We start from the raw sequence: 21,208 nt of genomic DNA, 5'->3' as shown, positions 1-21,208 counted from the left end.
AAAATGCGTCAATGCCAATCACGTTTTTCATGGTTTTTTCGTGATTTCACAGTTACTGTTCACACTATATTTCTGACAGATATTTTCCTTCTTTTATATCGCGCAAAAAAATTCTTCCCGAGAAAGCAATATGCGGAAGTTCATAAAAACTGCTGCTCTTCGGACAGATTGGTCTGTACAGTGGATCCGCAATGATAATCCTTGCATCTTTTAAAAGTTCCTGTACTTCTTCCTCCCCTTTTGCGACGCGGTCATTCAGAGCGAGAAGTCCTGCATTTGTCTCCAGCGGACACAGTACTCGGACTGCCTTATGGTATTTTTTTTCGATTGCAGCTGCCAGTGATCCCATCGTTACTGCCTCTCCGATCAGCGTGATTTCCTGTGGTTCGGACAGACGATTCTGAAGATATGGAATCTCCGGTTTGTCCGAAACCACTGAGATAGATTCTTTTGCGGATGATTTTTTCTGTTGGTCTGTATTTTTTGTTACCTTATCCAGTGTCATTACAATATCTTCTGTAAAATCACCAACAGGGGTTCCGATAACATATGGTGTGCCGAATTTATCTTTTAGTACTTTTGCTGTCTCAAGTCCCACGGAAGATACGACCAGATTAACTTCTGCTTCTGCCGCATGACTTATGTTTTCCAGCGAATCTCCCATTGCCCAGGTCGATATTACCTGCCATCCGTGCTTTGCGAGATTTTGTTTCATGCAGTCTGCGTTTTGCTGCGGGCCGAAGTCGAGAGGTGTGACTCCGAGAAGGTTGAGTGTATGAGGAATTGTAGTTATCGATGTTACATCAGCATCCGCATTTTTTGTTTCCTTCAATGGCTGTACAAAACGTTCTGCGATTTTCGCAAGGGCAAGTCCGGCGCCGTACGTATAATCATGCATCCCATTTGTCGGGATTGCAAATGCCGGAATACCCGTCTCTGTCTCGATCACCTGTGCCAGTGCCGGAAAATCCGTACCGTTCATAAACGGAATCGGTGAACCTGCCAGCGCTATAAATTTCGGATGCAGTTCTTTTTCCGCCTCCTCGATATCGTGGATAAATTTTGAATCGTTCCCCATCACAGCATCGATCTCAGTCAGCCCGGAAATGTAGATCAGGCTGTCCTGTTCGTACCAGCGGATCTCATCGTGGGTATTGTAAGTAGAATTACATCCGGACGGATCGTGCATGACTACCATGCCACCAAGCTCGTAGAGTGCGGAACACACTCCGGAAACATCCGCTGTATAAACCGGTATGATTCGATATGACTGTCTCATATGCAGCTTTCACACCCCCATCCTTTACGTACGACCAGGTCCTCCGTATCTTTTTCTTCAAGAAACGCTTCTGTCATCATTTCCGCTGTCCTGCGGATTCCGTCAAATCCCCAGAGACCGCCGCCCTGCACCATATTGACAAAATTTCTGCTCCCCGTAAACCACGCTGCTTTCTGTCCAATGGCAAGGATTTTTCCCTCATTTTCTCTCGGGAGAACACGCATCTTCGGATGAATCGTAGCGCGTAATTCGAGATTCGGACAGTACGTCTTCAGCCAGTCAAAAGCTTCTTTTTCCTCCGCACTGATACTGTCAAGATAGATCGTAGTCACGTTAAAATCATGTGTAAGAAGAAGTTTTGCCAGTCCGAGCGGTCTCGGATGATAAAGATAATCCAGAGCGACCGGGGTGTCGCCGATGATGGATTTTGCGTGTTTAAGGGCATCTTCGCAAAGAACAATCTCCTGTTGGAAAAATACTTCAAGATCTTCAAAACTCATACTGTTTTCTGTATTCCGCAGGATCGCTCCTTTGTCATTTTTTTCTACATTACTGACTGAATTTTTCACTGCCTCTGCAAATGTCCGAATCTCTTCTTTAATTTCTTCATAATCAAAACTTCCCGGCAGATACAGATGTGTACGCTGTAATCGTTCTGCCAGCATCTCTGCGCCGTACTTTGCCGGAGGATAGCAGGAAATCAACATTTTTCCACTGCCAAGTTCCTGATACTCTTCCCAGTTTGTACAGGCCGTAAGTTCTTTTAATGTATATCCGCCGGATCTCAGCAGACGTTTGATATCGCAGGTTTCATCCAGTGCAAAATCATTTCCGACAAGGGTGACGACTTTTTCATCCGATGACCTTTTTTCCAGCGGATCATATAATGCTTTTCGCAGTTTCTGATCCGGTGTCAGCCCATGTTTCTGCATGATCGGGTCCATAAAACAACGTACAAATATAATCTCCGGAAAACGGTTTTCCAGTTCTTCGTATACCCTGTCCAGATCACATCCGAGAAAATGATGGAGACAGACTGTAAAAAGTAATACCACTTTCGGTTTTTTTTCTGTTTTATTTAAAACATCAGTCACGCCCTCAATCGTGACATCTTCGAGGTTTCCGTTCAGAAGATTTTCTTCTTCTACAATTACAAAAGAAAAACGGTCTGCTGCGTTCATTTCCGCCGCTGTAAGCACAACTCCGCGCATACAGTTGTCTGCACAGACATAGATCTGTATGGCCTCGGGCATCAGCATCCCGGTGTGTACGATATTCCAGTTACCATGTACCGGGGAATTAAATTCCAGACCAGGCGGAAACGGCACAGGAAATTCAGCCTCATCAATCGTCGTGACTGCACCTTCCGGATTTATTTCTCCGCCAACTCGTTTCAACATAGCCCGTCCTCCCTGCAGATTTTCAGAATATTTTCTGTCAGTGTACGGTACTCCTCTGCCATCTCACTGTCCGGATAGCATTCCATCAGGGTTTTTCCCTGCTCTTCCGCATCCGTGACCAGTTCGCTTCTGTTAAGTTTTCCGACAACAGTTGTCTCAAAATCATCTGCCAGTTCCTGCACTTTTTCTTCTTCCCGTTTGACATTCCGCCGGTTCAGAATAATGCCGCCAAGAGATGCATAGCCGCGATTTTTGAAATTCTGCACCGCCATGGCGATGTTTGCTCCGGCATGAATCGCCATATTTTCTCCGGAAGTGATGATAAAGACTTTGTCTGCATAGCCTTTTCGCATCGGCATGGAAAAACCGCCACAGACAACATCACCAAGAACATCATAGAGGACAATATCCGGTTTATAGATCTCGTAAGCGCCTGTTTCTTTCAGTTTTTCGAGAGCTGTGATGATACCTCGTCCTGCACAGCCAAGTCCCGGTGTCGGGCCGCCTGCTTCCACGCAGATCACTCCCTGATACCCAGTTGTGGTCATGTCTTCTAATTTCAAGTCCTGTTTTTTTTCATTATACAGATCAAGTACAGTGTGCATTTCTCTGCCATGACGCAGCTGAATCGTAGAATCTGCCTTTGGATCGCACCCGATCTGCATTACGGCGAGACCTTTTTCGGCAAGGGCTGCTGCCACGTTGGAAACAGTGGTAGATTTGCCGATTCCGCCTTTTCCGTATACTGCAATTTTAATCATGTTTTTCCTCCGTATGTGTGATCACATTGGAATATGCGGTCTTGGTGGATACGCCTTTCAGACGTCCGATTTTTCCGGAAAGAGCACTGATGATATCCTGTGAGGCATCAATGGCGATGCTGATGATGCTGATTCCTTTTTCGCGGTACGGGATGCCCATGCGGCCAATGATGTGGTCGCGGGCATCGTAAAGAAGCTGGTTGAGGGTTTCGATGGAATCACTGTTCTCTACGATAATGGAGATTACTGCTACTCGTGTATCCATATGTTATCTCTCCTTAAAATTTATATCTTGTATGTCTTCACGCCCGGACAGGACAGTCTTCCTGACACACTGCAATTTCTGTTCGTCCCGTGCGCCTGTTTGCTGTCTCAGGGCAGATATTCTATAAATATATCTTTTTCCCCTAACTCAACAGATTCTCGGTAACAGTTCTCCTCCCGGCTGTGGGAGCAGTGCCTGAGTTCCGATCTCGGTGGTCATGACCACTTTTCCCGGCTGATCCGCAGTGACTTCACCAATGATCGCAGCATCTTTGGAGTACGGACACTGGCGGAGTGCTTCGACGATTTTGTCTGCTTCAGCTTTTGGTGCCATGATCACCATACGGCCTTCGCAGGCAAGATAAAGCGGTTCCAGTCCGAGCATTCCACAGACACCTTTTACCTCCGGTGCTACAGGTACAGCCGCTGCATCCAGTCGGATTCCGACATTGCTCTGTCCTGCAATCTCATAAAGAACAGTGCCGACCCCGCCACGTGTCGCATCACGAATCACATGCAGATTATGTGTCGTATTCATTACCGCTTCAACTGTCTTCCAGAGTGGTGCACAGTCACTTGTTACATCCGCTTCGATACCGAAATCCTCTCTTGCAAGAAGAATCGTGCATCCATGTCTTCCCACATCGCCGGTTACGATAATCGCGTCTCCCGGCTGTGCAAGCGTTCCGCCTACTTTCACACCATCTTCAATCTGCCCCATTCCGGTCGTTGTAATAAATACACCGTCCACCTGTCCTTTACCTGCAACCTTTGTGTCGCCGGATACGATATGTACACCAGCCTCTGAGGCTGTTTTTTCCATGGCGGCTGCAATTTCTTCCAGTTTTTCCATTGGAAAGCCCTCTTCAATAACAAATGCACAGGTCAGATACAATGGTTTTGCCCCCATACATGCGAGGTCATTTACTGTTCCGCAGACAGAAAGTTTGCCGATGTTTCCACCCGGAAAAAATGCCGGTGAAACAATAAATCCATCTGTAGAAACAGCCATTTTCCCAGCCGGAGGTATCAAAACCGCCGCATCATCTGCAGTCAGATCCGGATTCGCAAAATGCGCTGCAAAAATCTTGTCGATCAGTTCGGAGGTCTGACGGCCACCGGCTCCATGTGCCATCGTTACTGTTTTATCTTTTAAACTGCTCATAGGATTATCCTCTTTTCTTGTAATATTGTCATATCTGCAGAGTGCTTCATTACTTCGTAATTCCCGCAATCTTACAAACATTCGGAATCCGCTGATATTATTTATTATCACCATATGCGTAATACGCTGCGCATGCACCTTCATTTGAAACCATGCATGCACCTACCGGATGCTGCGGGGTACAGACCTTGCCGAATACTTTGCAGTCCGAAGGTTTACATTTTCCCTGCAGGACATCTCCACACCGACAGGCCGGATTTGCCTTGCCCTGAATCGGTGGAATATCATATTTCTTTCTCGCGTCAAATGCACTCCACTCTTTTTTCAGACGAACACCGGATTCTGGAATCACTCCCAGTCCTCGCCATTCGCTGTCACAGGCTTCAGTCATTTCGTCGGTAAGCTGCTGTGCCTCCCGACTTCCTTCTGCTTTTACCACTCTCGGATAACAGTTTACAAAAAACGGTTTTCCCTCCTGAAATTTCACCAGGGCAACCGCCAGCGCAGTAAGAAGTTCCTTAGCTGTAAATCCGGCAACTACACCGCTGACACCTTCTTCTGTCAGTTTCTCACAGAGCTTCGTCCCTGTGATTGCATTCACATGTCCCGGATAAAGGAAGATATCCGCACTTCCTTTTAATGCTTCATATGCCTGTGGCATGGTCTTGTTTGCCATCAATAGTGAATAGTTCATAAGACCGTCTTTCTTCGCCTTTTTTACAGAAAGACACTCTGCCGGAGTGGTTGTTTCAAAGCCCACCGAAAGAAAAACCACCTGCTCCCCCTGATGTTCTGACGCATATTTTTCTGCGTCTGCCGGAGAATATACGATACGGATTTTTGCTCCTTTTTCCCTTGCTCCCGCAAGGCTCATCTTCGTTCCCGGTACACGCACCAGATCGCCAAACGTACAGATCGTTACGCCTTTTTCCAGTGCAAGCCAGATTGCTTCATCAATAAATCCGACCGGTGTTACGCAGACGGGACATCCCGGTCCGGAGATCAGTTCGACCTGCGGTGGCAGAAGTTTACGGATTCCAAGTCGGAAAATTTCGTGTGTATGTGTCCCGCACACTTCCATGATCCGTACTTTCGGGCCATCATAATTTTCTATGATCTCCCGCGCTGTTTTCTTTTTTTCTTCTTTCATTACAGCATATCCTCCATAAGCTGATCAGTCTCGTCATCATCTTCTTCTGTGATTTTTGCGATTGCCACGCCGGCATGAACCATTACATAATCACCCGGTTCCAGATCTTCGAGAAGCTGTGCAGAAACTTCTCTTTTTGCTCCGCCTGCATCTATTACTGCTGTTCCGTCACTTATTTTTACAACTTTTGCTGATAATCCAACACACATGTTAAAGCCTCCCTTTGTTTTTCTCCAAATATTCCATCGCATACACCGCCTGTCCGAGTGCGATTCCGCCATCATTTGGCGGCACAAGCTGATGTTTCAGCACCGCAAATCCCTGATCTTTAAGTACATGATCTGTCAGCTCCAGAAGCAGCCGGTTCTGAAAAACACCGCCGCTCAATGCCACCTTATTGCATCCACTCTGCTGCCTGATCTGTACGCATGCATCAATGATCTGATAAGCAAGTTCCCGATGAAAAAAATATGCCAGTCTGCCCGGATCTTCATCATTCAGACAGCGAGTCATGAGTTCTTTTATTAAGGATTCTGTATTGAGCAGCAGCCGGTCACTTTCCACAATTCGTCGCTCATCGTTAAGAATCGTCCTGTCCCCAGTCTGTTTTCGATACATTTCATCTGCTATATCCGGCTGATTTTTATTTTCAACGAGAACACCTGTATTCTTTTTATGATAACTATATTTTTCAGTTTCCAAAATTTGCTGCGTACTCTTTTCAAGTAATGTTTTCTGGTACTCTTCCGCTGCAAATTCCAGTGCCATCGAAGCTTCTCCTTCGAATGTGGATTTCCTGCAGAGTCCAAGTATCGCACTCACGCCGTCAAACAACCGTCCGGCACTTGTTGACATCACAGCATTGATCTTACGGTCTGCCATGGTAAACTGTACGTTTGCCTCCTGCTTCGTACAAAGCGCTAACTTTTCTATTATTTCGGCAGCCTTTTCTCTGTCGCCGGTCATTCCGTAAATCAATGAAACCGCAATTCGCCATCCTTCCTTCGAGGATGCATCTCCTCCAATCTGCAAAAACGGCACCACACTTCCGACTCGCTTAAATTTATGCAGATCTGCCAGAAGAATCTCGCCGCCCCAGACAGTTCCGTCTGTTCCATAGCCTGTTCCGTCAAAAGATACCCCTATCACCTGCTCCGCACAGTCATTTTCCGCCATACAGGAAAGAATGTGCGCATAATGGTGCTGCACTTTTACGACCGGAAGTCCAAGTTCTTCCGCTACCATCACGGAATTGTACTTCGGATGCATGTCACAGCAGACGATTTCCGGCTGTACTTCCAGAAGCGTTTCAAGTCTTCCAATCGTCTCCCGAAGTGCTTTGACTGTACGCAGATCTTCCAGATCTCCCACATATGGCGATGGATAAAAACGGTTATCCACACCTATGCAGAAAGAATTCTTAAGCTCTCCACCGATGGCAAGCACCTGTCCCCGATATGGTGTGGAAACCATGAACGGAAGTGGTGCATATCCTCTGGAACGACGGATCATATATGGTTTATCCCCATAAAAATCCATCACGGAATCGTCCGCCCGGATGCGAATTTTTCGGTCATGAGATAACATGCAGTCACAGAAACCGGACAGTTCAGATTCTGCTTCCTGATCATCTCTGCAAATTGGTGCACCGGAAGTATTGCCACTTGTCATCACAAGAAATTCCGGCATTTCGATTCCGTCATCATATGTAAAAATCAGCAGCTGCACCGGTGCATACGGAAGCATCACACCCACTTTCGGGTTCCCCGGAGCCACCGACGGACAGAGAATTTCGGATGTTTTCTTTTTATCCAGAAGAAGGATTGGTTTTTGGTGTCCGTCCAGAATTTTCGCCTGCTCTTCTGATACTTCACATTCTTTTTTTACTGATTCCAGATTTTTTGCCATCACTGCAAAAGGCTTCATCGGACGACGTTTAAGCTCCCGAAGATGACTGACTGCCACTTCATTTGAAGCATCGCAGCAGAGGTGAAAACCGCCGATTCCTTTGATTGCCACAATGCCACCTTCTGCAATTGTTTTTCTCGCAAAAGTGATTGCATCTCTGCCACGTTCTTTGCGTCCGATCAGGTAAACTTCCGGCCCGCATTCATTGCAGCATACCGGCTGTGCATCATACCTTCTCGTTGCCGGATCATGGTACTCCGCCGCACATTCCGGACACATCGGAAACTCTTTCATACTGGTACGTTCCCTGTCATATGGCAATGAATCCAGAATGGTAAGGCGCGGCCCGCAGCAGGTACAGTTGATAAAAGGATGCAGATATCTGCGATTCTTTTTATCAAACATTTCTTCTTTACATTCGTCACAGATTGCAATATCCGGTGAAACAAAAATCTCTCCTTTTGTTTTCTCACTTTCGATAATATCAAACTGCGTATACTGCTCCGGCGCTTCTATATTTTCTACATTTATTTTCAAAATTGCAGCCCGTTTCGGCGGCCGGTTCTGTATATCTGAAATAAATTCTTCTACAGCTTCTTCGGGCCCCTGCGCATAGATTTCGACATAAGGCCCTTTGTTACAGACATTTCCACGGATTCCCCTCGCAGTCGCATGACGGCTGACTGTCGGCCGGAATCCCACCCCCTGCACGATTCCATAGACACGGATCTGTCTGGTGATTTCCTGGTTCATATGCTCACTCCCACCCTCTGTTTTTAGTCCTTCCATTCAAATCATGATTCTGGTTTTCCAGACTACATCAGGCTTTCTTTTATTTCTCAATTAATTTCCCGGACACCGCAAAATGCCTTGTATTCACAAATGTTCCTTCAAATCCCGGTGTCATCCGTTCCATGCATCCATCTGCAAAAATAATATCAAACTCACCGTTTTGCACCAGTTCTATGTAGGCATCTTCATCACGAAGAATCACATCTCCATCTGTCTGAAGTTCTTTTTTCATCATAAACCAGCACGCTGTCTGAACCGTTCCTGCGCTTCGTTTCAGCAGTTCTTTTCGGATAGAATCGGCAATCACCTGCTGGTGTACGACAAGTATTCTTTTACCCGTATAATCCATCTCCGGAATCAAATCTTCCACCAGCGGATAATAAATTTCATATGGTGTTCCGAATGTTTTTTCCAGATATTTTGCTGTCGCAAGTGCAGCCGGAGAAACCACAATATTTCGGCTCACGGAAGAGGATTTTTTTACTTCTTGCAATCCATCTCCCATACAGTAACAGACTGCTTTCTGTCCGTATTTTTGCTGAAACAAATCCCGTATTTTATCTGTCGCATCAAGGTCGCTGACATCCTGCGGAGTCATTCCGATAATACCGATTCTTTGCTCATCTATCGGATATTTTTCCACTGCAAAGGTCTTAAAAAGTTCCAGAAAGGCTTTTTCTTCACCCTTATCGTAAAGCTCCATTCCATCCGTATCCACAGTCAGAATCGGAAGATTTATTTTCTTTTCACTCATGCGTTTCAGAGCCAGATAATCCGTTGCAATCACTGCCGGAACCGGTGTCCCGATCACCGCCGCAAACGTCGCATCTACCTTCCGTGCCGCATCCGCAAGCTTCGCTACCAGTCGGTCATCTCTCCCCAAAATCGCATCCATATCTCGAAGTCCCGCACTGAAAATCGCACTTTTCTGCTCAAACCACCGCGGCTCGTCGAAACCACAGACATTGCCGGTACAGCCTCCCGCATCGCAGATCACCACAATGCCTCCCAATTCAAAAAGCACTGATACTGCACCTGACTGATCCGGTGCAAACGGTGTCAGATATTTCCGAAGTCCTCTCATTCTGCCACCTCCTTAAGTGCCCCAAACAGTCTTCTCACCCCGGCAAATCCAAACGGCTGCTCATCCTGATTCCACATCAGTCCCGGGCAATCCTGATGGTAATAAAGGGCATCTTTTCCTATGGTGATGTTTACGCCGCTCTCCTTTGGTTCATAATAGATCATGGTAGGTTCCATATTTGAAAATACTTTTGTTGTCGGACTTAAAAGAGCAAGCTGTTTCATATAAACAAAGTTTTCTACCGTGATCGTTCCATAGATCTCCGGTACTTTAAATCCATATTTCAAAAGGGCAAGTGCCAGTTCAAACGGATCACCGTTCATGCATTCACCAACTGCGAAAGAAGCATCCGGACAGACTTTTCGGAAGTTTTCTACCGCCTGTTCTGCCGCCTTTCGATACGCAGTTGTATCAAAAGTAACTCCCAGCACCGAACCAAATGCCTGATACTGATTCTCTATTTTATCTGTCTGATACAGGCGTCGAAGCTCAATAAACGGAATCTTCAAACGCTCATGAAAGTCCTCTGCCGCTGCTCTTGCTTCCTGGTGAAGTACCAGATTGAAGTTCGCTTCGGACATAGTTTTGTATTCATCAAAATCCCTGCATCTGGAGATTTCATGGATTGTTTTTATACCCGCACTGTGCAGAATATCATACAGCTCACAGTCATCTATAAGCGGCGAAAAAAATCCCAGAAGATTAACGACATTTCCCATTTTCTTTGCCGGTTCGAGAAGAGAATATAATGACTGCCGTACATGCACCATCGGCGGTTTTCGCCCTTCACGAGTCAGTGCATACATATAACACGGACGTACCGGAAGCCCTGCACGCTCCCCTGCTTTGCGGCAGACACGCTCCATATCCGTACCGAGAAGCGCATCCACACAGGTAATACAGATCATCACGACTGATGGTTTTTTCTCAAGACTTTCGCAGATTTCTTCGACCGCTTTCGGGATTTTTTTGAGATGGCGTCCGGTCACAATGTCAGTCTCATCCATCATCAGATAGAAAAATCGATTGTCATATTCACGCATGGAGCTGATCAGGGATGTATTTCGCCCACAGCAGCCAGGCGCTACTATCAGCATGATCGAATCCGGTATGGCAAGTCCTGCGCGTTTTACACCAAATCCCTCCGCGCCCGGCGAGTTAAACGCAAGCGTTGCCGGTGAACTGTAGATCAGATGCATATTGGACTTAAACTGATCCGGAATATTCTCTTTTCCAAGCTCATTTAATTCTTTTACTGTACAATAATATGCTCTGCTCATTCTTCTTCCTCTGCTTTCAGAAGCATTTCTGCCAGATCAAAAAATCTCCGGCTGATTTCAGAATTTTTGTCTCCCTCGATCACGGTCTTACCCTGATCTTCCCACCGGATGATCTCATCACTTCTCGGGATTTCACCCACAATCGGGATATTACTTTTCTGCGCAAATGCCTGCACTTTTTCCGTCTCATTTTCGACGTTTCGATGGTTCAAAACAATTCCGAAAACCCGCGCATAGCTCCGGTCTTCGAAGTTCCGTACTGCACTTGAAATGTTATTTGCCGCATACAGTGCCATCTTTTCTCCTGAGGTCACGATGAGGACTTTTTCTGCATAGCCTTCACGTATCGGAGCTGCAAACCCACCGCAGACAACATCACCGAGGACATCATAAAGTACGACATCCGGCTGATATGTTTCGAATAATCTCAGGTCTTCCAGAAGCTGAAAAGTTGCAATGATCCCTCTCCCAGCGCAGCCAAGTCCCGGTGTCGGTCCACCTGTTTCAATACAGAGTACCCCACCGAATCCTTCTTTCGAAATATTCTCCAGAGTCTCCGGTTCCTCGTCCTCCTCACGCATATAATTCATGACCGGACGAAGCGGTTCTCCGCCCAGAAGATTAATTGTTGAGTCTGCCTTTGGATCACATCCGATCTGGATGACTTTCTTTCCCATGGATGCAAAAGCCGCCGCCAGATTGGAAGTCACGGTTGATTTCCCGATGCCACCTTTTCCATAAATCGCTACTTTCAGCATTTGTAAATACCCTCCTCATAAAAAACAGTTCTTACAGATTTCACCCGAAAAATCCTCTCTTGCATTCTTTGATATACAAAAAGACTCCTCCACCGTCAGGGTAGAGAAGTCCTGTAAATGTCACTGTATGATTCGCTCGCAGTAACCTGTAAATTTCACATCAACAACTATTCCCGCTCGGATGATTCCTTGCCGTCAGAGTCTGTTCTGTTTTCTTTCTTTTCTTTCTTATTTTACGTTTTTAACTGACTTTATTGTACTTTACAGAAGCGTAGTGAGTCAATGCTAACAGGTATGTATATCCTGCTGTTTTACTATAATAAGTGTTACTGTTCACTCCGTTCACAGCAACTTGGTCAAAATCCATTCCAAATCACCTTCGGTGATGAGATTTTGACCCGTATGTCTCGGGATTTTGCCATATTCATGGCAAAACACCTCGCGGGATATTACCTGTGAACAGTAACTCATAAGTTTTCTATTTTCATACAAACCTGCAATTATAACAGTCCGGCAAACAACCTCATCAACAGCTGCCCCAGACGAAGATATGCGCTGCGCCCGGTGCGGTATTTTTCGGTAACATCACGGCACTCTCTCATCGTCTCCTGCAGGTCATCTCTGATATTCAGAACCACATCACAGTCTGCCATAAAACATCCGTTTTCAAAATGATGATACAGACTTCGATAATCCAGATTGATGGTTCCACAGGTTGCCATACAGTCATCTGCAACGCTCATTTTGGCATGACAGAAGCCAGGTGTCCATTCATAAATACGTACACCATCCTTTACCAGTTCATGATAAAAAGATCTGGTGACACTGTAGATCATTTTTTTGTCCGGAATTCCCGGAGTAATGATTCTGACATCCACGCCACGTTTGGCAGCAAGTGTCAGCGCGTGCGCCATTTCATCAGTAATGATCAGATATGGGGTCATAAACCAACAATATTTTTCCGCCTTATTCACCATGCTGATGTAAATTTCCTCTCCCACCTGCTCATTATCCAGCGGACTGTCTGCATATGGCTGAATAAATCCGGTCTGCTGTGCTTCATACGGATAATCTGTCAGAAACCTTGAAAACTCTGTATCATTTTCATCCCTGTCACTGACCGCATTCCACATCTCAAGGAAAGTCACTGTCAGAGAACGCACTGCGTCTCCTTCCAGACGGATACCGGTATCTTTCCACTGACCGTACGGATGTGTCAGGTTAAAGTACTCATTTGCAAGATTATATCCTCCGGTAAATCCAATTTTACCATCAATAACTGTAATCTTACGGTGGTCACGGTTGTTCAGAAACATATTCAGACCCGGCATGAATGGATTGAAAACACGGCATCGGATTCCAACCGCTTCCAGCTTCTTAATAAAATCTGTATTAATAAAGCCAATCGAGCCCATATCATCATAAAATACCCGAACTTCCACCCCGGCTCTTACCCGTTCTTCCAGCACATTCTGGATTCGATGCCAGGCTTCGGCATCTTCGATTGCATGGTATTCCATAAAAATAAAATGCTCTGCTTTAGCCAGTTCTTCAAGCTGTGCCTCCAGCCCCTTCAAAGCCTCGTCATAATAAGTTACATCTGTGTTCTGATACACAGGGTAAAGGGCATTTCTCTGTATATATGAAGAAATATTTCCCGCTTTTGGGATTGTATGCTGTAATTTTTCCTGAATCTTATGATTCTCCGGAAGCAACGGTAAAAGCCGTTCATCAATATCTTTATAACGTTTCCGCATCTTACTCGTGCCGCCGTTCAGACCAACCATCAGATACAATGTAAGTCCCATGATCGGAAATACCACCTTCATAAACTCCACTCCCTTTTCTCTGGCAATTCTTTTTATGATTGTGATGCACATCATAGCACTTTACAAGCGAATCGTAAACATAGAAAACTTCAGGGAGAGCTGCGCCCTCCCTGAAAAAATTCATTTTATTCTTTTACACTCAGACGCACCAGTGCTCTCTGCAGTTTTGCAGATGCCATCTTATATTCCTGGTCGGTGAGACCGCCTTTGGCTATCATTTCTTCAGCGCGTTTTTTTGCTGCCTGCGCACGCTCTGCGTCGATATCTTCTTTCCATTCCCATGTGGTAGCAAGAAGGCGGCAGGTTCCGTTCATCACGGAGAGCATTCCGCCGATGCAGGCCGCTGTTCGTCTGGTTCCGTCCTCCATGACCACGCTGGCTTCGCCCATACCAAGGGCAGTGCAGAAATTACAGTGTCTTGCAAGAATGGCAAGATCACCGCCTACACTTCTGCAGACCACGCGCTCCACATCTCCTTCAAAAAGAAGACCGTCCGGTGTTCCGATCCGTAAAGGGAAGGTACTCATAAGACACCTCCTTTACTGCTTCTTAGCTTTTTCAAATACTTCATCAATAGTGCCGGCAAACAGGAAACAGCTCTCCGGAATGTCGTCACATTCTCCGTCAAGGATCATCTTGAATCCTCTTAAAGTTTCTTTCAGCGGAACATATTTACCAGGCATACCGGTAAACTGCTCTGCTACAGAAAAGCTCTGAGACAAATATCTCTGTACCTTACGTGCACGGCTTACCGTACGTTTATCATCTTCAGAAAGCTCATCCATACCCATGATAGCGATGATATCCTGAAGTTCTTTGTAACGCTGAAGCACTCTCTGTACAGATCTTGCGATCTCATAATGCTCGGTTCCGACAATTTCCGGTGAAAGAATACGGCTTGTGGAATCCAGAGGATCTACTGCCGGGTAAATACCCTGACTGGAGATCTCACGGGAAAGTACAGTTGTCGCATCAAGATGTGAGAATGTCGTTGCCGGAGCAGGGTCTGTCAGATCATCGGCAGGTACATAGACAGCCTGTACAGATGTGATGGAGCCTTTACGTGTAGAAGTGATTCGCTCCTGTAAATTGCCCATCTCTGTTGCCAGTGTCGGCTGATATCCTACTGCGGACGGCATACGTCCGAGAAGTGCAGACACCTCAGAACCAGCCTGTGTAAAACGGAAAATATTATCAATAAAAAGAAGCACATCCTGATTCTTCTCATCACGGAAATACTCCGCCATGGTAAGTCCTGAAAGTCCGACACGCATACGTGCTCCCGGCGGTTCATTCATCTGACCGTAAACCAGAGCTGTTTTGTCAATAACTCCGCTTTCTTTCATTTCATTATAAAGGTCATTACCCTCACGGGTACGCTCTCCAACACCGGTAAATACAGACAGACCACCGTGAGCAGTTGCTACGTTGTGGATTAATTCCATGATCAGGACTGTCTTACCTACACCGGCACCACCGAACAGACCGATTTTACCACCCTTTGCATAAGGGCAGATCAGGTCAACAACTTTGATGCCAGTCTCAAGAATCTCCGTTGCCGGCATCTGCTCTTCATAAGAAGGCGCCGGACGATGAATAGACCAGCGTTCCTTTGCTTCCGGAGCCGGCTGATTGTCTACAGGCTCTCCGAGAAGGTTAAATACTCGTCCCAGGCAGGCATCTCCTACCGGAACTGTGATCGGGCCGCCGGTATCCACTGCCTTCGTGCCCCGGACAAGACCGTCGGTAGAGTTCATGGCAATACATCTTACGACATCGTCGCCAATCTGCTGCGCTACCTCGGCTGTCAGCTTTGCGCCGTTTGATTCTATTTCTATGGCATTGAGAAGAGCCGGGAGTTCATCGTGCGCAAAGCGGATATCCAGAACCGGACCGATGACCTGTACTACTTCGCCAATGTGTTTTTCACTCATGTTTTAAGTCTCCTATGATATTTTAAAGCCCTTCCGCACCTGCAACAATCTCCGTGATCTCCTGCGTGATGCTGGCCTGTCGCGCCCTGTTGTAATACAGATTGAGCTTATCAATCATCTCTTCTGCATTGCTGGTCGCAGCGTCCATAGCCATACGTCTGGCTGCAAGTTCACTGGCTGTACTTTCGCAAACACCGCCATAAACCAGACCTGCCAGATATTCCGGAACGATGGCATCAAACACAACTTCTGCATTCGGCTCGTAGAGTATCAGGTTTTTTGTATCTACTTTGCCGCCGCTTTCTTCCCTGATATCAGTCATCGGAAGTATGGAAAACACCTCAGGCTGCTGGGAAAGCATTGATGTGAAAACTGTGTAACACAGTTCAATATGCCCAAACGTTCCTTTTCGGAATTCTTCACAAAGCAGATTCGCAATCTCAAAACAGTCTGCGACAGAAACACCTGCAATCTCTGCAAAACGGTCTGTCAGGCATTCAATGCCCCTCTGCCTGAAATACTCAACTGCCTTTTTGCCAACCGGCAGAACCATATAATCCTTACCTTCCGCTGCTGATTCCAGACATTTAAAAAGGTTTGCATTATATCCGCCTGCCAGACCTCTGTCACCGGCAATCACCACATAACAGCAACGGGGATTGGATGACTCTCTGGCATATACGGAGGAAAAATCAATATTTTCTCTTGCAATGTCTTTTAGTGTCTCATGCAGCTCTGTAAAGTATGGACGGCAGGTTTCTGCACGTTCCTTTGCCTTACGCAGTTTGGAGGATGCTACAAGTTCCATGGCCTTGGTAATCTGCATCGTACTCTGTACGCTTTTGATACGCAGCTTTACCGCTTTCATATTTCCAGCCATATGATCATACCCTCCTAATCACATTATTTTTCAGGTCTTGTATTCAGGAAATTCTCTGTATATGCTTCCAGTACCTGACGCAGTTTTTCTTCAGTCTCCGGCTCAAGTTTGCCTGTGGAGCTGATCAGCTGCATTACTTCAAGTCCGGCAGCATCTGTATCAAGATACGTATACAGTCCTGTTTCATATGCATTGACATCCTCTACCTTTACTTTCTCAAGGATACCTTTGGTAACTGCATACAGGATCGCCACCTGCTTTTCTACCAGAACCGGTGCATTCTGGCTCTGTTTCAGAACTTCCACGATACGTGCACCCTGTTCCAGACGTGCCTTGGTATCAGCATCCAGATCAGAGCCGAACTGAGCAAAACTCTGCAGCTCACGATACTGGGAATAGATCAGTTTCAGAGTACCTGCAACTTTTTTCATTGCTTTGATCTGCGCATCTCCACCAACTCGTGATACGGAAATACCAGGGTTTACCGCCGGCATGATACCGGAATGGAAAAGCTCTGTTTCCAGGAAAATCTGTCCGTCTGTAATGGAAATTACATTTGTCGGAATATAGGCAGATACATCGCCTGCCTGTGTTTCAATGATCGGCAGCGCTGTAAGTGAACCGCCGCCATGTTCGTCGTCAAGTTTTGCTGCACGTTCCAGCAATCTGGAATGCAGATAGAAAACATCACCTGGGTATGCCTCACGTCCCGGTGGACGACGGATCAGAAGAGAAAGTGCACGGTAAGCAACCGCATGCTTACTTAAATCATCGTAAATGATCAGCACATCTTTTCCTTTATTCATAAAGTATTCACCCATCGCACATCCTGAGTACGGAGCAATATACTGCATCGGACTGGATTCAGAAGCCGTTGCCGCGACTACGATGGTATAGTCCATCGCACCGTTTCTGGTAAGATTTTCTACCAGTGAAGCAACTGTAGAACGTTTCTGTCCGATGGCTACGTAGATACAGATTACATCTTTGCCTTTCTGGTTGATGATCGTATCTGTCGCAATCGTTGTCTTACCGGTCTGACGGTCACCAATGATCAGCTCACGCTGTCCACGACCGATCGGAATCATGGAGTCGATTGCCTTGATACCGGTCTGGAGCGGCTGATATACGGAACGTCTTTCGCAGATTCCCGGTGCTTTCATCTCTACCGGTCGAAATTCTTTTGTATCAACAGGTCCTGCACCGTCAATCGGCTGTCCCAGAGCATTTACTACTCGTCCGATCATTGCTTCACCAACCGGTACAGACACAACCTTGCCTGTACGCTTTACGGTCTGACCTTCACCAATATTTTCATCAGAGCCAAATATTACGATAGAAACACTGTTTTCTTCAAGGTTCTGTGCCATGCCAAAATTTCCGTCTTCGAATTCCAGCAGTTCACCCGCCATACAGTTTACGAGTCCACTGGCCCGGGCAATTCCGTCACCAACCATCAAGATCGTACCTGTCTCATTCTGCTGAATGGCGTTTTCATAATATTTTATCTGGCTTCGGATGACTTTGGATATTTCTTCAGGTTTTAATTGCATGTGTCCATTCCATCCTTTAACATTTTATAGCTTCATAGCCTGTTATCGTTTGCTATTACTTATTTACTACACCACTACTTCGTTCAATCGTTTTTCAATATCTGAAATACGTCCCTGCACCGTTCCGTCAAGCTGTCTGCCTTCCATCTCTACACGAAGACCGGCAAGTACGGTCGGGTCTGTTTTCTGTGTCAGATGTATCTTCTTACCGCTGACTTTTTCAAGTTTGGCGCTCAGCGCTTCCATCTGGTCGTCTTTTAATTTCACTGCGCCGGTGACTACCGCTTCCACAATTCCGTGGTCGGTATTATACCGCCGCGTAAATTCCTCGCAACATCCGGCAAATTCTCTTAAGATTTTCTTTTCGCACAAAAGCTTCAGAAAATTCAAAAGATACAGTTCTACCTGTCCGCCAAATGCCTCGTCCAGCATCTTTATCCGCTCCTCCTGTGGAATTGCCGGCTCTCCCAGTAATTTCAGATATTCTGGATTTTCCCGAAAGATCTGTCTGATTTCATTCATCTGCTCCATGATCTGTCCAGCGAGCTTTTCCTCGGCAGCAAGATCATACAGACTGCCACCATAAACTTTGGCAGCTTGTGTCATGATGCCTCACCTACATTCTCAATAAAATCATTAATCAGTTTCGTGTGATCCTCTTCATTAATTTCGCGCTCGATTACCTTGCCGGCGATCTCAACAGCCATACCGCCAATCTCTCCCTTGATCTCATTGACAGCTTTACGTTTCTCCTGTGCAATGTCTTTCTCTGCCTTTTCTTTCATGGCTGTTACCTGACTGGAAGCTTCTTTGAGCATCTCTTCACTCTGAACAGCCGCTGTTTTCTGTGCTGTCATCACGATTTCATTTGCCCGTTCTTTTGCTTCCTGCATATTCTTTTCATACTCAGCTTTCATGGCCTGAGCTTCTTCTTTGGCCTTCACCGCATCCTGAATCTCGGCATCGGCTTTCGCCTTGCGTTTGTCCAGCATTTCGTTGATCGGCTTGAAAAGGAAACGTTTGATGAGATACACCTGAATAAAAAGGTTGCAGATCGTCGCTATAAAATTCCAAGGCACAATTCCTACTAATTCCTGTACCTGCATGTTTGTAACCTCCTATTGCTGCCGCCTGATCTGTCCGCTGCAGCCTTCTGCCTTTACCTTATATTCTCTATCATCCAAGGAAATTCATGAACATGCCCGGTGCTACGAAGATAAGAAGAAGACCGGTTACAAAACCATAAATACCGGTTGTCTCTGCGATTGCACAACCAAGAAGCATAGTAGATGTAACATCTCCTTTGCACTCCGGCTGACGTCCGATTGCTTCCAGAGCACTTGCAACAGCATTACCTTCACCAATACCAGGGCCGATACCTGCGATCAGCGCACATCCAGCTCCAATTGCACAACCTGCTAATGCGATACCTTTTGCCAATAACTGAAAATCCATAGTAAAATCCTCCTGTAATAAATTAATTATCCCTTGTTTCTGCGAGTGCCCCGCACTCAAAATCCCTAACCTTCTTCTGCAGCATTCGCAATGTACATAACTGTCAGCATACAGAAAATAAATGCCTGCATAATTCCTGAGAACCAGTCAAAATATACAGATAAAATTGCCGGCACACCTACATCAAGAACAGGTATCTGTGACAGAACATCACCCACAAGTCCCGGGATCAACCCCAGAAGTGCGGAACTTGCCACTGCCAGCGCCCCATAAATCAGGCCATTGATAACAACACCGGAAAGAATATTTCCGAAATGACGGCATGCCATGCTGACCGGTGTTGCCAGTTCGGAAAGAATATTAAATGGTGTCATAACCGGAATCGGCTGTGTAAATCCCTTTAAGTAACCGCCAAAACCGCTGGTCTTGATCTTCTGCGCAGTGATCATGATAAATACCACAACCGCCCACGCTGCTTCCGTAGACAGATCTGATGTCGGGCTTCGAAGTCCGACAAGGCTGATCAGGTTTGATACAACACTTGTTGCGAAAAGTGCTGCAACAAATGGAATCATGTATCTGAATTTCTCTCCCATGTTGCCTATAACGAATTTGTTCGCCTGTTCAACCAGAAGTTCTGCTACTGCCTGCCGTTTGGAAATATTTTCTTCTTTAAGATCATGTGTCAGCCAGATACACAAACCTGTGATCAGAAGCATAACAATCCAGCTTACGATCATGGTCTCGCTGATTTTTAACTGTCCCAGAACCGGCAGGTCAATGGGTAAAGTGAAAAATATCCTTGCCCCATTAATATCCAGTTCCATACGTTCACTCACCTCCTGTCTCTTTAAATTCGTCCCCTCCTAGTTTGCTTTATGAAATATCCCCACAAATTTCAGTCCCGTTCCCGGAAACAGAAGTGGAGCAATTCCCGCTACAAATTGAAAACATGGAGCAACGATTGCAACGATCACCCACAGAATCATCATCATAAAACGCTGCGAATAGCTGGCTTTGAGCTTCATCCTCGCTGTCCCCTCATCTGTGGCTGACGCAGCTTTCTGTACTGCAAGCCCCATCAGGAAGAAATTCAGGACTGCGATCACGCCGCCGCCGATGCCGCCTAAAATTACCGTATAATCAAATGGTACTTTATCCGGCATTGTGAAATGAAGTATCGCAAACAGGATCCACATCAGGATCAGTCCTGCTCCTGTGATCATCACGACCCTCTTTGTTTCCTTCTTTACTGCCGGCTGCACATTTTCCAGTAAACCACTCATATTTTTTCCATTCCTTTCATTTATTCTGCCCTTCATTTAGATGTTTATGAATGTCTGTTAAAATATATTTTTTTGCTTTTTGATTCTTTCTTGTTCTGTCTGTTTACAGAAAGATAAAATTTATATGCCACAGTAGCTGATCCGCCCATTCCGAAGAAAAATCCCGGAATATAGATCCAACCGCCCACACCTGTCTTTGAAATAATGAACCAGCAGAGAGCCAGACACAAAAGAAGCGGTGTAATAAACGACAGCCCCAGCTGAGACAGCATCGTGACATTACGCATGATTTCCGACCACTGTTTCAATACTATTCTCCTTTTTTACCAATATTTGTCTATTTTTCCCTTTGCGCATAGTCAAATTTTACCACAACAACATTAAAAGCTCAATGCATTTGTACAATTTATTCAAATATTTTTGTCATCCT

The 21,208-nt window shown here is 45.9% G+C and carries 21 protein-coding genes and 1 pseudogene; all 22 read right to left on the bottom strand.

Annotated elements, in window-relative coordinates; all coding sequences use genetic code 11:
* Positions 1 to 64 precede the first annotated feature (64 nt).
* On the bottom strand, positions 65 to 1,279 hold the full coding sequence (locus DWW86_RS05555) for a nitrogenase component 1 (protein ID WP_117942509.1): 1,215 nt from the start codon (positions 1,277 to 1,279) through the stop codon (positions 65 to 67).
* Positions 1,276 to 2,679: a nitrogenase component 1 gene (locus tag DWW86_RS05550; RefSeq protein ID WP_117942508.1), complete on the bottom strand. Its 1,404-nt coding sequence runs from the start codon at positions 2,677 to 2,679 to the stop codon at positions 1,276 to 1,278. Before DWW86_RS05550 ends, DWW86_RS05555 begins: the two co-directional genes overlap by 4 nt.
* The gene (locus DWW86_RS05545) at positions 2,673 to 3,440 is read right to left on the bottom strand and encodes a nucleotide-binding protein (protein WP_072522094.1); all 768 of its coding nucleotides are present in this window, start codon (positions 3,438 to 3,440) and stop codon (positions 2,673 to 2,675) included. Before DWW86_RS05545 ends, DWW86_RS05550 begins: the two co-directional genes overlap by 7 nt.
* The gene (locus DWW86_RS05540; RefSeq protein WP_015541887.1) at positions 3,433 to 3,705 is read right to left on the bottom strand and encodes a TM1266 family iron-only hydrogenase system putative regulator; all 273 of its coding nucleotides are present in this window, start codon (positions 3,703 to 3,705) and stop codon (positions 3,433 to 3,435) included. The genes DWW86_RS05545 and DWW86_RS05540 overlap by 8 nt, the downstream gene beginning before the upstream one ends.
* Before the next feature lie 147 nt (positions 3,706 to 3,852).
* Entirely contained in the window at positions 3,853 to 4,869 is a 1,017-nt protein-coding gene (gene hypE / locus DWW86_RS05535; RefSeq protein ID WP_117942692.1) for a hydrogenase expression/formation protein HypE, read from the bottom strand.
* A 97-nt stretch (positions 4,870 to 4,966) separates the two neighbouring features.
* Positions 4,967 to 6,019: a hydrogenase formation protein HypD gene (hypD, locus tag DWW86_RS05530; RefSeq protein ID WP_117942507.1), complete on the bottom strand. Its 1,053-nt coding sequence runs from the start codon at positions 6,017 to 6,019 to the stop codon at positions 4,967 to 4,969.
* Positions 6,019 to 6,228, bottom strand: coding sequence for a HypC/HybG/HupF family hydrogenase formation chaperone (locus DWW86_RS05525; protein ID WP_072522096.1), 210 nt, complete (start codon positions 6,226 to 6,228; stop codon positions 6,019 to 6,021). The genes hypD and DWW86_RS05525 overlap by 1 nt, the downstream gene beginning before the upstream one ends.
* A gap of 1 nt (position 6,229) precedes the next feature.
* Positions 6,230 to 8,680: a carbamoyltransferase HypF gene (gene hypF / locus DWW86_RS05520; RefSeq protein WP_117942506.1), complete on the bottom strand. Its 2,451-nt coding sequence runs from the start codon at positions 8,678 to 8,680 to the stop codon at positions 6,230 to 6,232.
* A gap of 79 nt (positions 8,681 to 8,759) precedes the next feature.
* Positions 8,760 to 9,803 carry a nitrogenase component 1 gene (locus tag DWW86_RS05515; RefSeq protein ID WP_117942505.1) on the bottom strand — a complete coding sequence of 348 codons (1,044 nt, stop codon included), beginning with the start codon at positions 9,801 to 9,803 and terminating at the stop codon, positions 8,760 to 8,762.
* Positions 9,800 to 11,083 carry a nitrogenase component 1 gene (locus DWW86_RS05510; protein WP_117942504.1) on the bottom strand — a complete coding sequence of 428 codons (1,284 nt, stop codon included), beginning with the start codon at positions 11,081 to 11,083 and terminating at the stop codon, positions 9,800 to 9,802. Before DWW86_RS05510 ends, DWW86_RS05515 begins: the two co-directional genes overlap by 4 nt.
* Positions 11,080 to 11,841, bottom strand: a complete 762-nt coding sequence (locus tag DWW86_RS05505) for a nucleotide-binding protein (RefSeq protein WP_117942503.1) — start codon at positions 11,839 to 11,841, stop codon at positions 11,080 to 11,082. Before DWW86_RS05505 ends, DWW86_RS05510 begins: the two co-directional genes overlap by 4 nt.
* A gap of 500 nt (positions 11,842 to 12,341) precedes the next feature.
* Positions 12,342 to 13,664 (bottom strand): annotated as a pseudogene (gene cls, locus DWW86_RS05500) (cardiolipin synthase); the annotation flags it as partial.
* A 131-nt stretch (positions 13,665 to 13,795) separates the two neighbouring features.
* Complete coding sequence (gene atpC / locus DWW86_RS05495; protein ID WP_015541878.1) at positions 13,796 to 14,197, bottom strand: ATP synthase F1 subunit epsilon; 402 nt, start codon at positions 14,195 to 14,197, stop codon at positions 13,796 to 13,798.
* 12 nt (positions 14,198 to 14,209) lie between these two features.
* Positions 14,210 to 15,604: a F0F1 ATP synthase subunit beta gene (gene atpD / locus DWW86_RS05490; protein ID WP_072522102.1), complete on the bottom strand. Its 1,395-nt coding sequence runs from the start codon at positions 15,602 to 15,604 to the stop codon at positions 14,210 to 14,212.
* Between the two features lie 22 nt (positions 15,605 to 15,626).
* The gene (atpG, locus tag DWW86_RS05485; RefSeq protein WP_117942502.1) at positions 15,627 to 16,484 is read right to left on the bottom strand and encodes an ATP synthase F1 subunit gamma; all 858 of its coding nucleotides are present in this window, start codon (positions 16,482 to 16,484) and stop codon (positions 15,627 to 15,629) included.
* Between the two features lie 23 nt (positions 16,485 to 16,507).
* Positions 16,508 to 18,037 carry a F0F1 ATP synthase subunit alpha gene (gene atpA / locus DWW86_RS05480; protein ID WP_117942501.1) on the bottom strand — a complete coding sequence of 510 codons (1,530 nt, stop codon included), beginning with the start codon at positions 18,035 to 18,037 and terminating at the stop codon, positions 16,508 to 16,510.
* Positions 18,038 to 18,103: 66 nt separating this feature from the next.
* The gene (gene atpH, locus DWW86_RS05475; RefSeq protein WP_072522105.1) at positions 18,104 to 18,643 is read right to left on the bottom strand and encodes an ATP synthase F1 subunit delta; all 540 of its coding nucleotides are present in this window, start codon (positions 18,641 to 18,643) and stop codon (positions 18,104 to 18,106) included.
* The gene (gene atpF / locus DWW86_RS05470; RefSeq protein WP_015541873.1) at positions 18,640 to 19,143 is read right to left on the bottom strand and encodes a F0F1 ATP synthase subunit B; all 504 of its coding nucleotides are present in this window, start codon (positions 19,141 to 19,143) and stop codon (positions 18,640 to 18,642) included. Before atpF ends, atpH begins: the two co-directional genes overlap by 4 nt.
* A gap of 70 nt (positions 19,144 to 19,213) precedes the next feature.
* Entirely contained in the window at positions 19,214 to 19,492 is a 279-nt protein-coding gene (gene atpE, locus DWW86_RS05465) for an ATP synthase F0 subunit C (protein WP_005428180.1), read from the bottom strand.
* A gap of 65 nt (positions 19,493 to 19,557) precedes the next feature.
* On the bottom strand, positions 19,558 to 20,313 hold the full coding sequence (locus DWW86_RS05460; RefSeq protein WP_353652678.1) for a F0F1 ATP synthase subunit A: 756 nt from the start codon (positions 20,311 to 20,313) through the stop codon (positions 19,558 to 19,560).
* A 45-nt stretch (positions 20,314 to 20,358) separates the two neighbouring features.
* Positions 20,359 to 20,778 carry a hypothetical protein gene (locus tag DWW86_RS05455; RefSeq protein ID WP_072523387.1) on the bottom strand — a complete coding sequence of 140 codons (420 nt, stop codon included), beginning with the start codon at positions 20,776 to 20,778 and terminating at the stop codon, positions 20,359 to 20,361.
* 44 nt (positions 20,779 to 20,822) lie between these two features.
* Entirely contained in the window at positions 20,823 to 21,086 is a 264-nt protein-coding gene (locus DWW86_RS05450) for an AtpZ/AtpI family protein (protein ID WP_117942500.1), read from the bottom strand.
* Positions 21,087 to 21,208 lie beyond the last annotated feature (122 nt).

Origin of the sequence: Ruminococcus sp. AF17-22AC (assembly GCF_003460065.1) — a bacterium.
GTDB lineage: Bacteria > Bacillota > Clostridia > Lachnospirales > Lachnospiraceae > Blautia_A.
The sequence above is the reverse complement of the archived record's forward strand: the minus strand, read 5'-3'. Positions and strand labels throughout refer to the sequence as shown.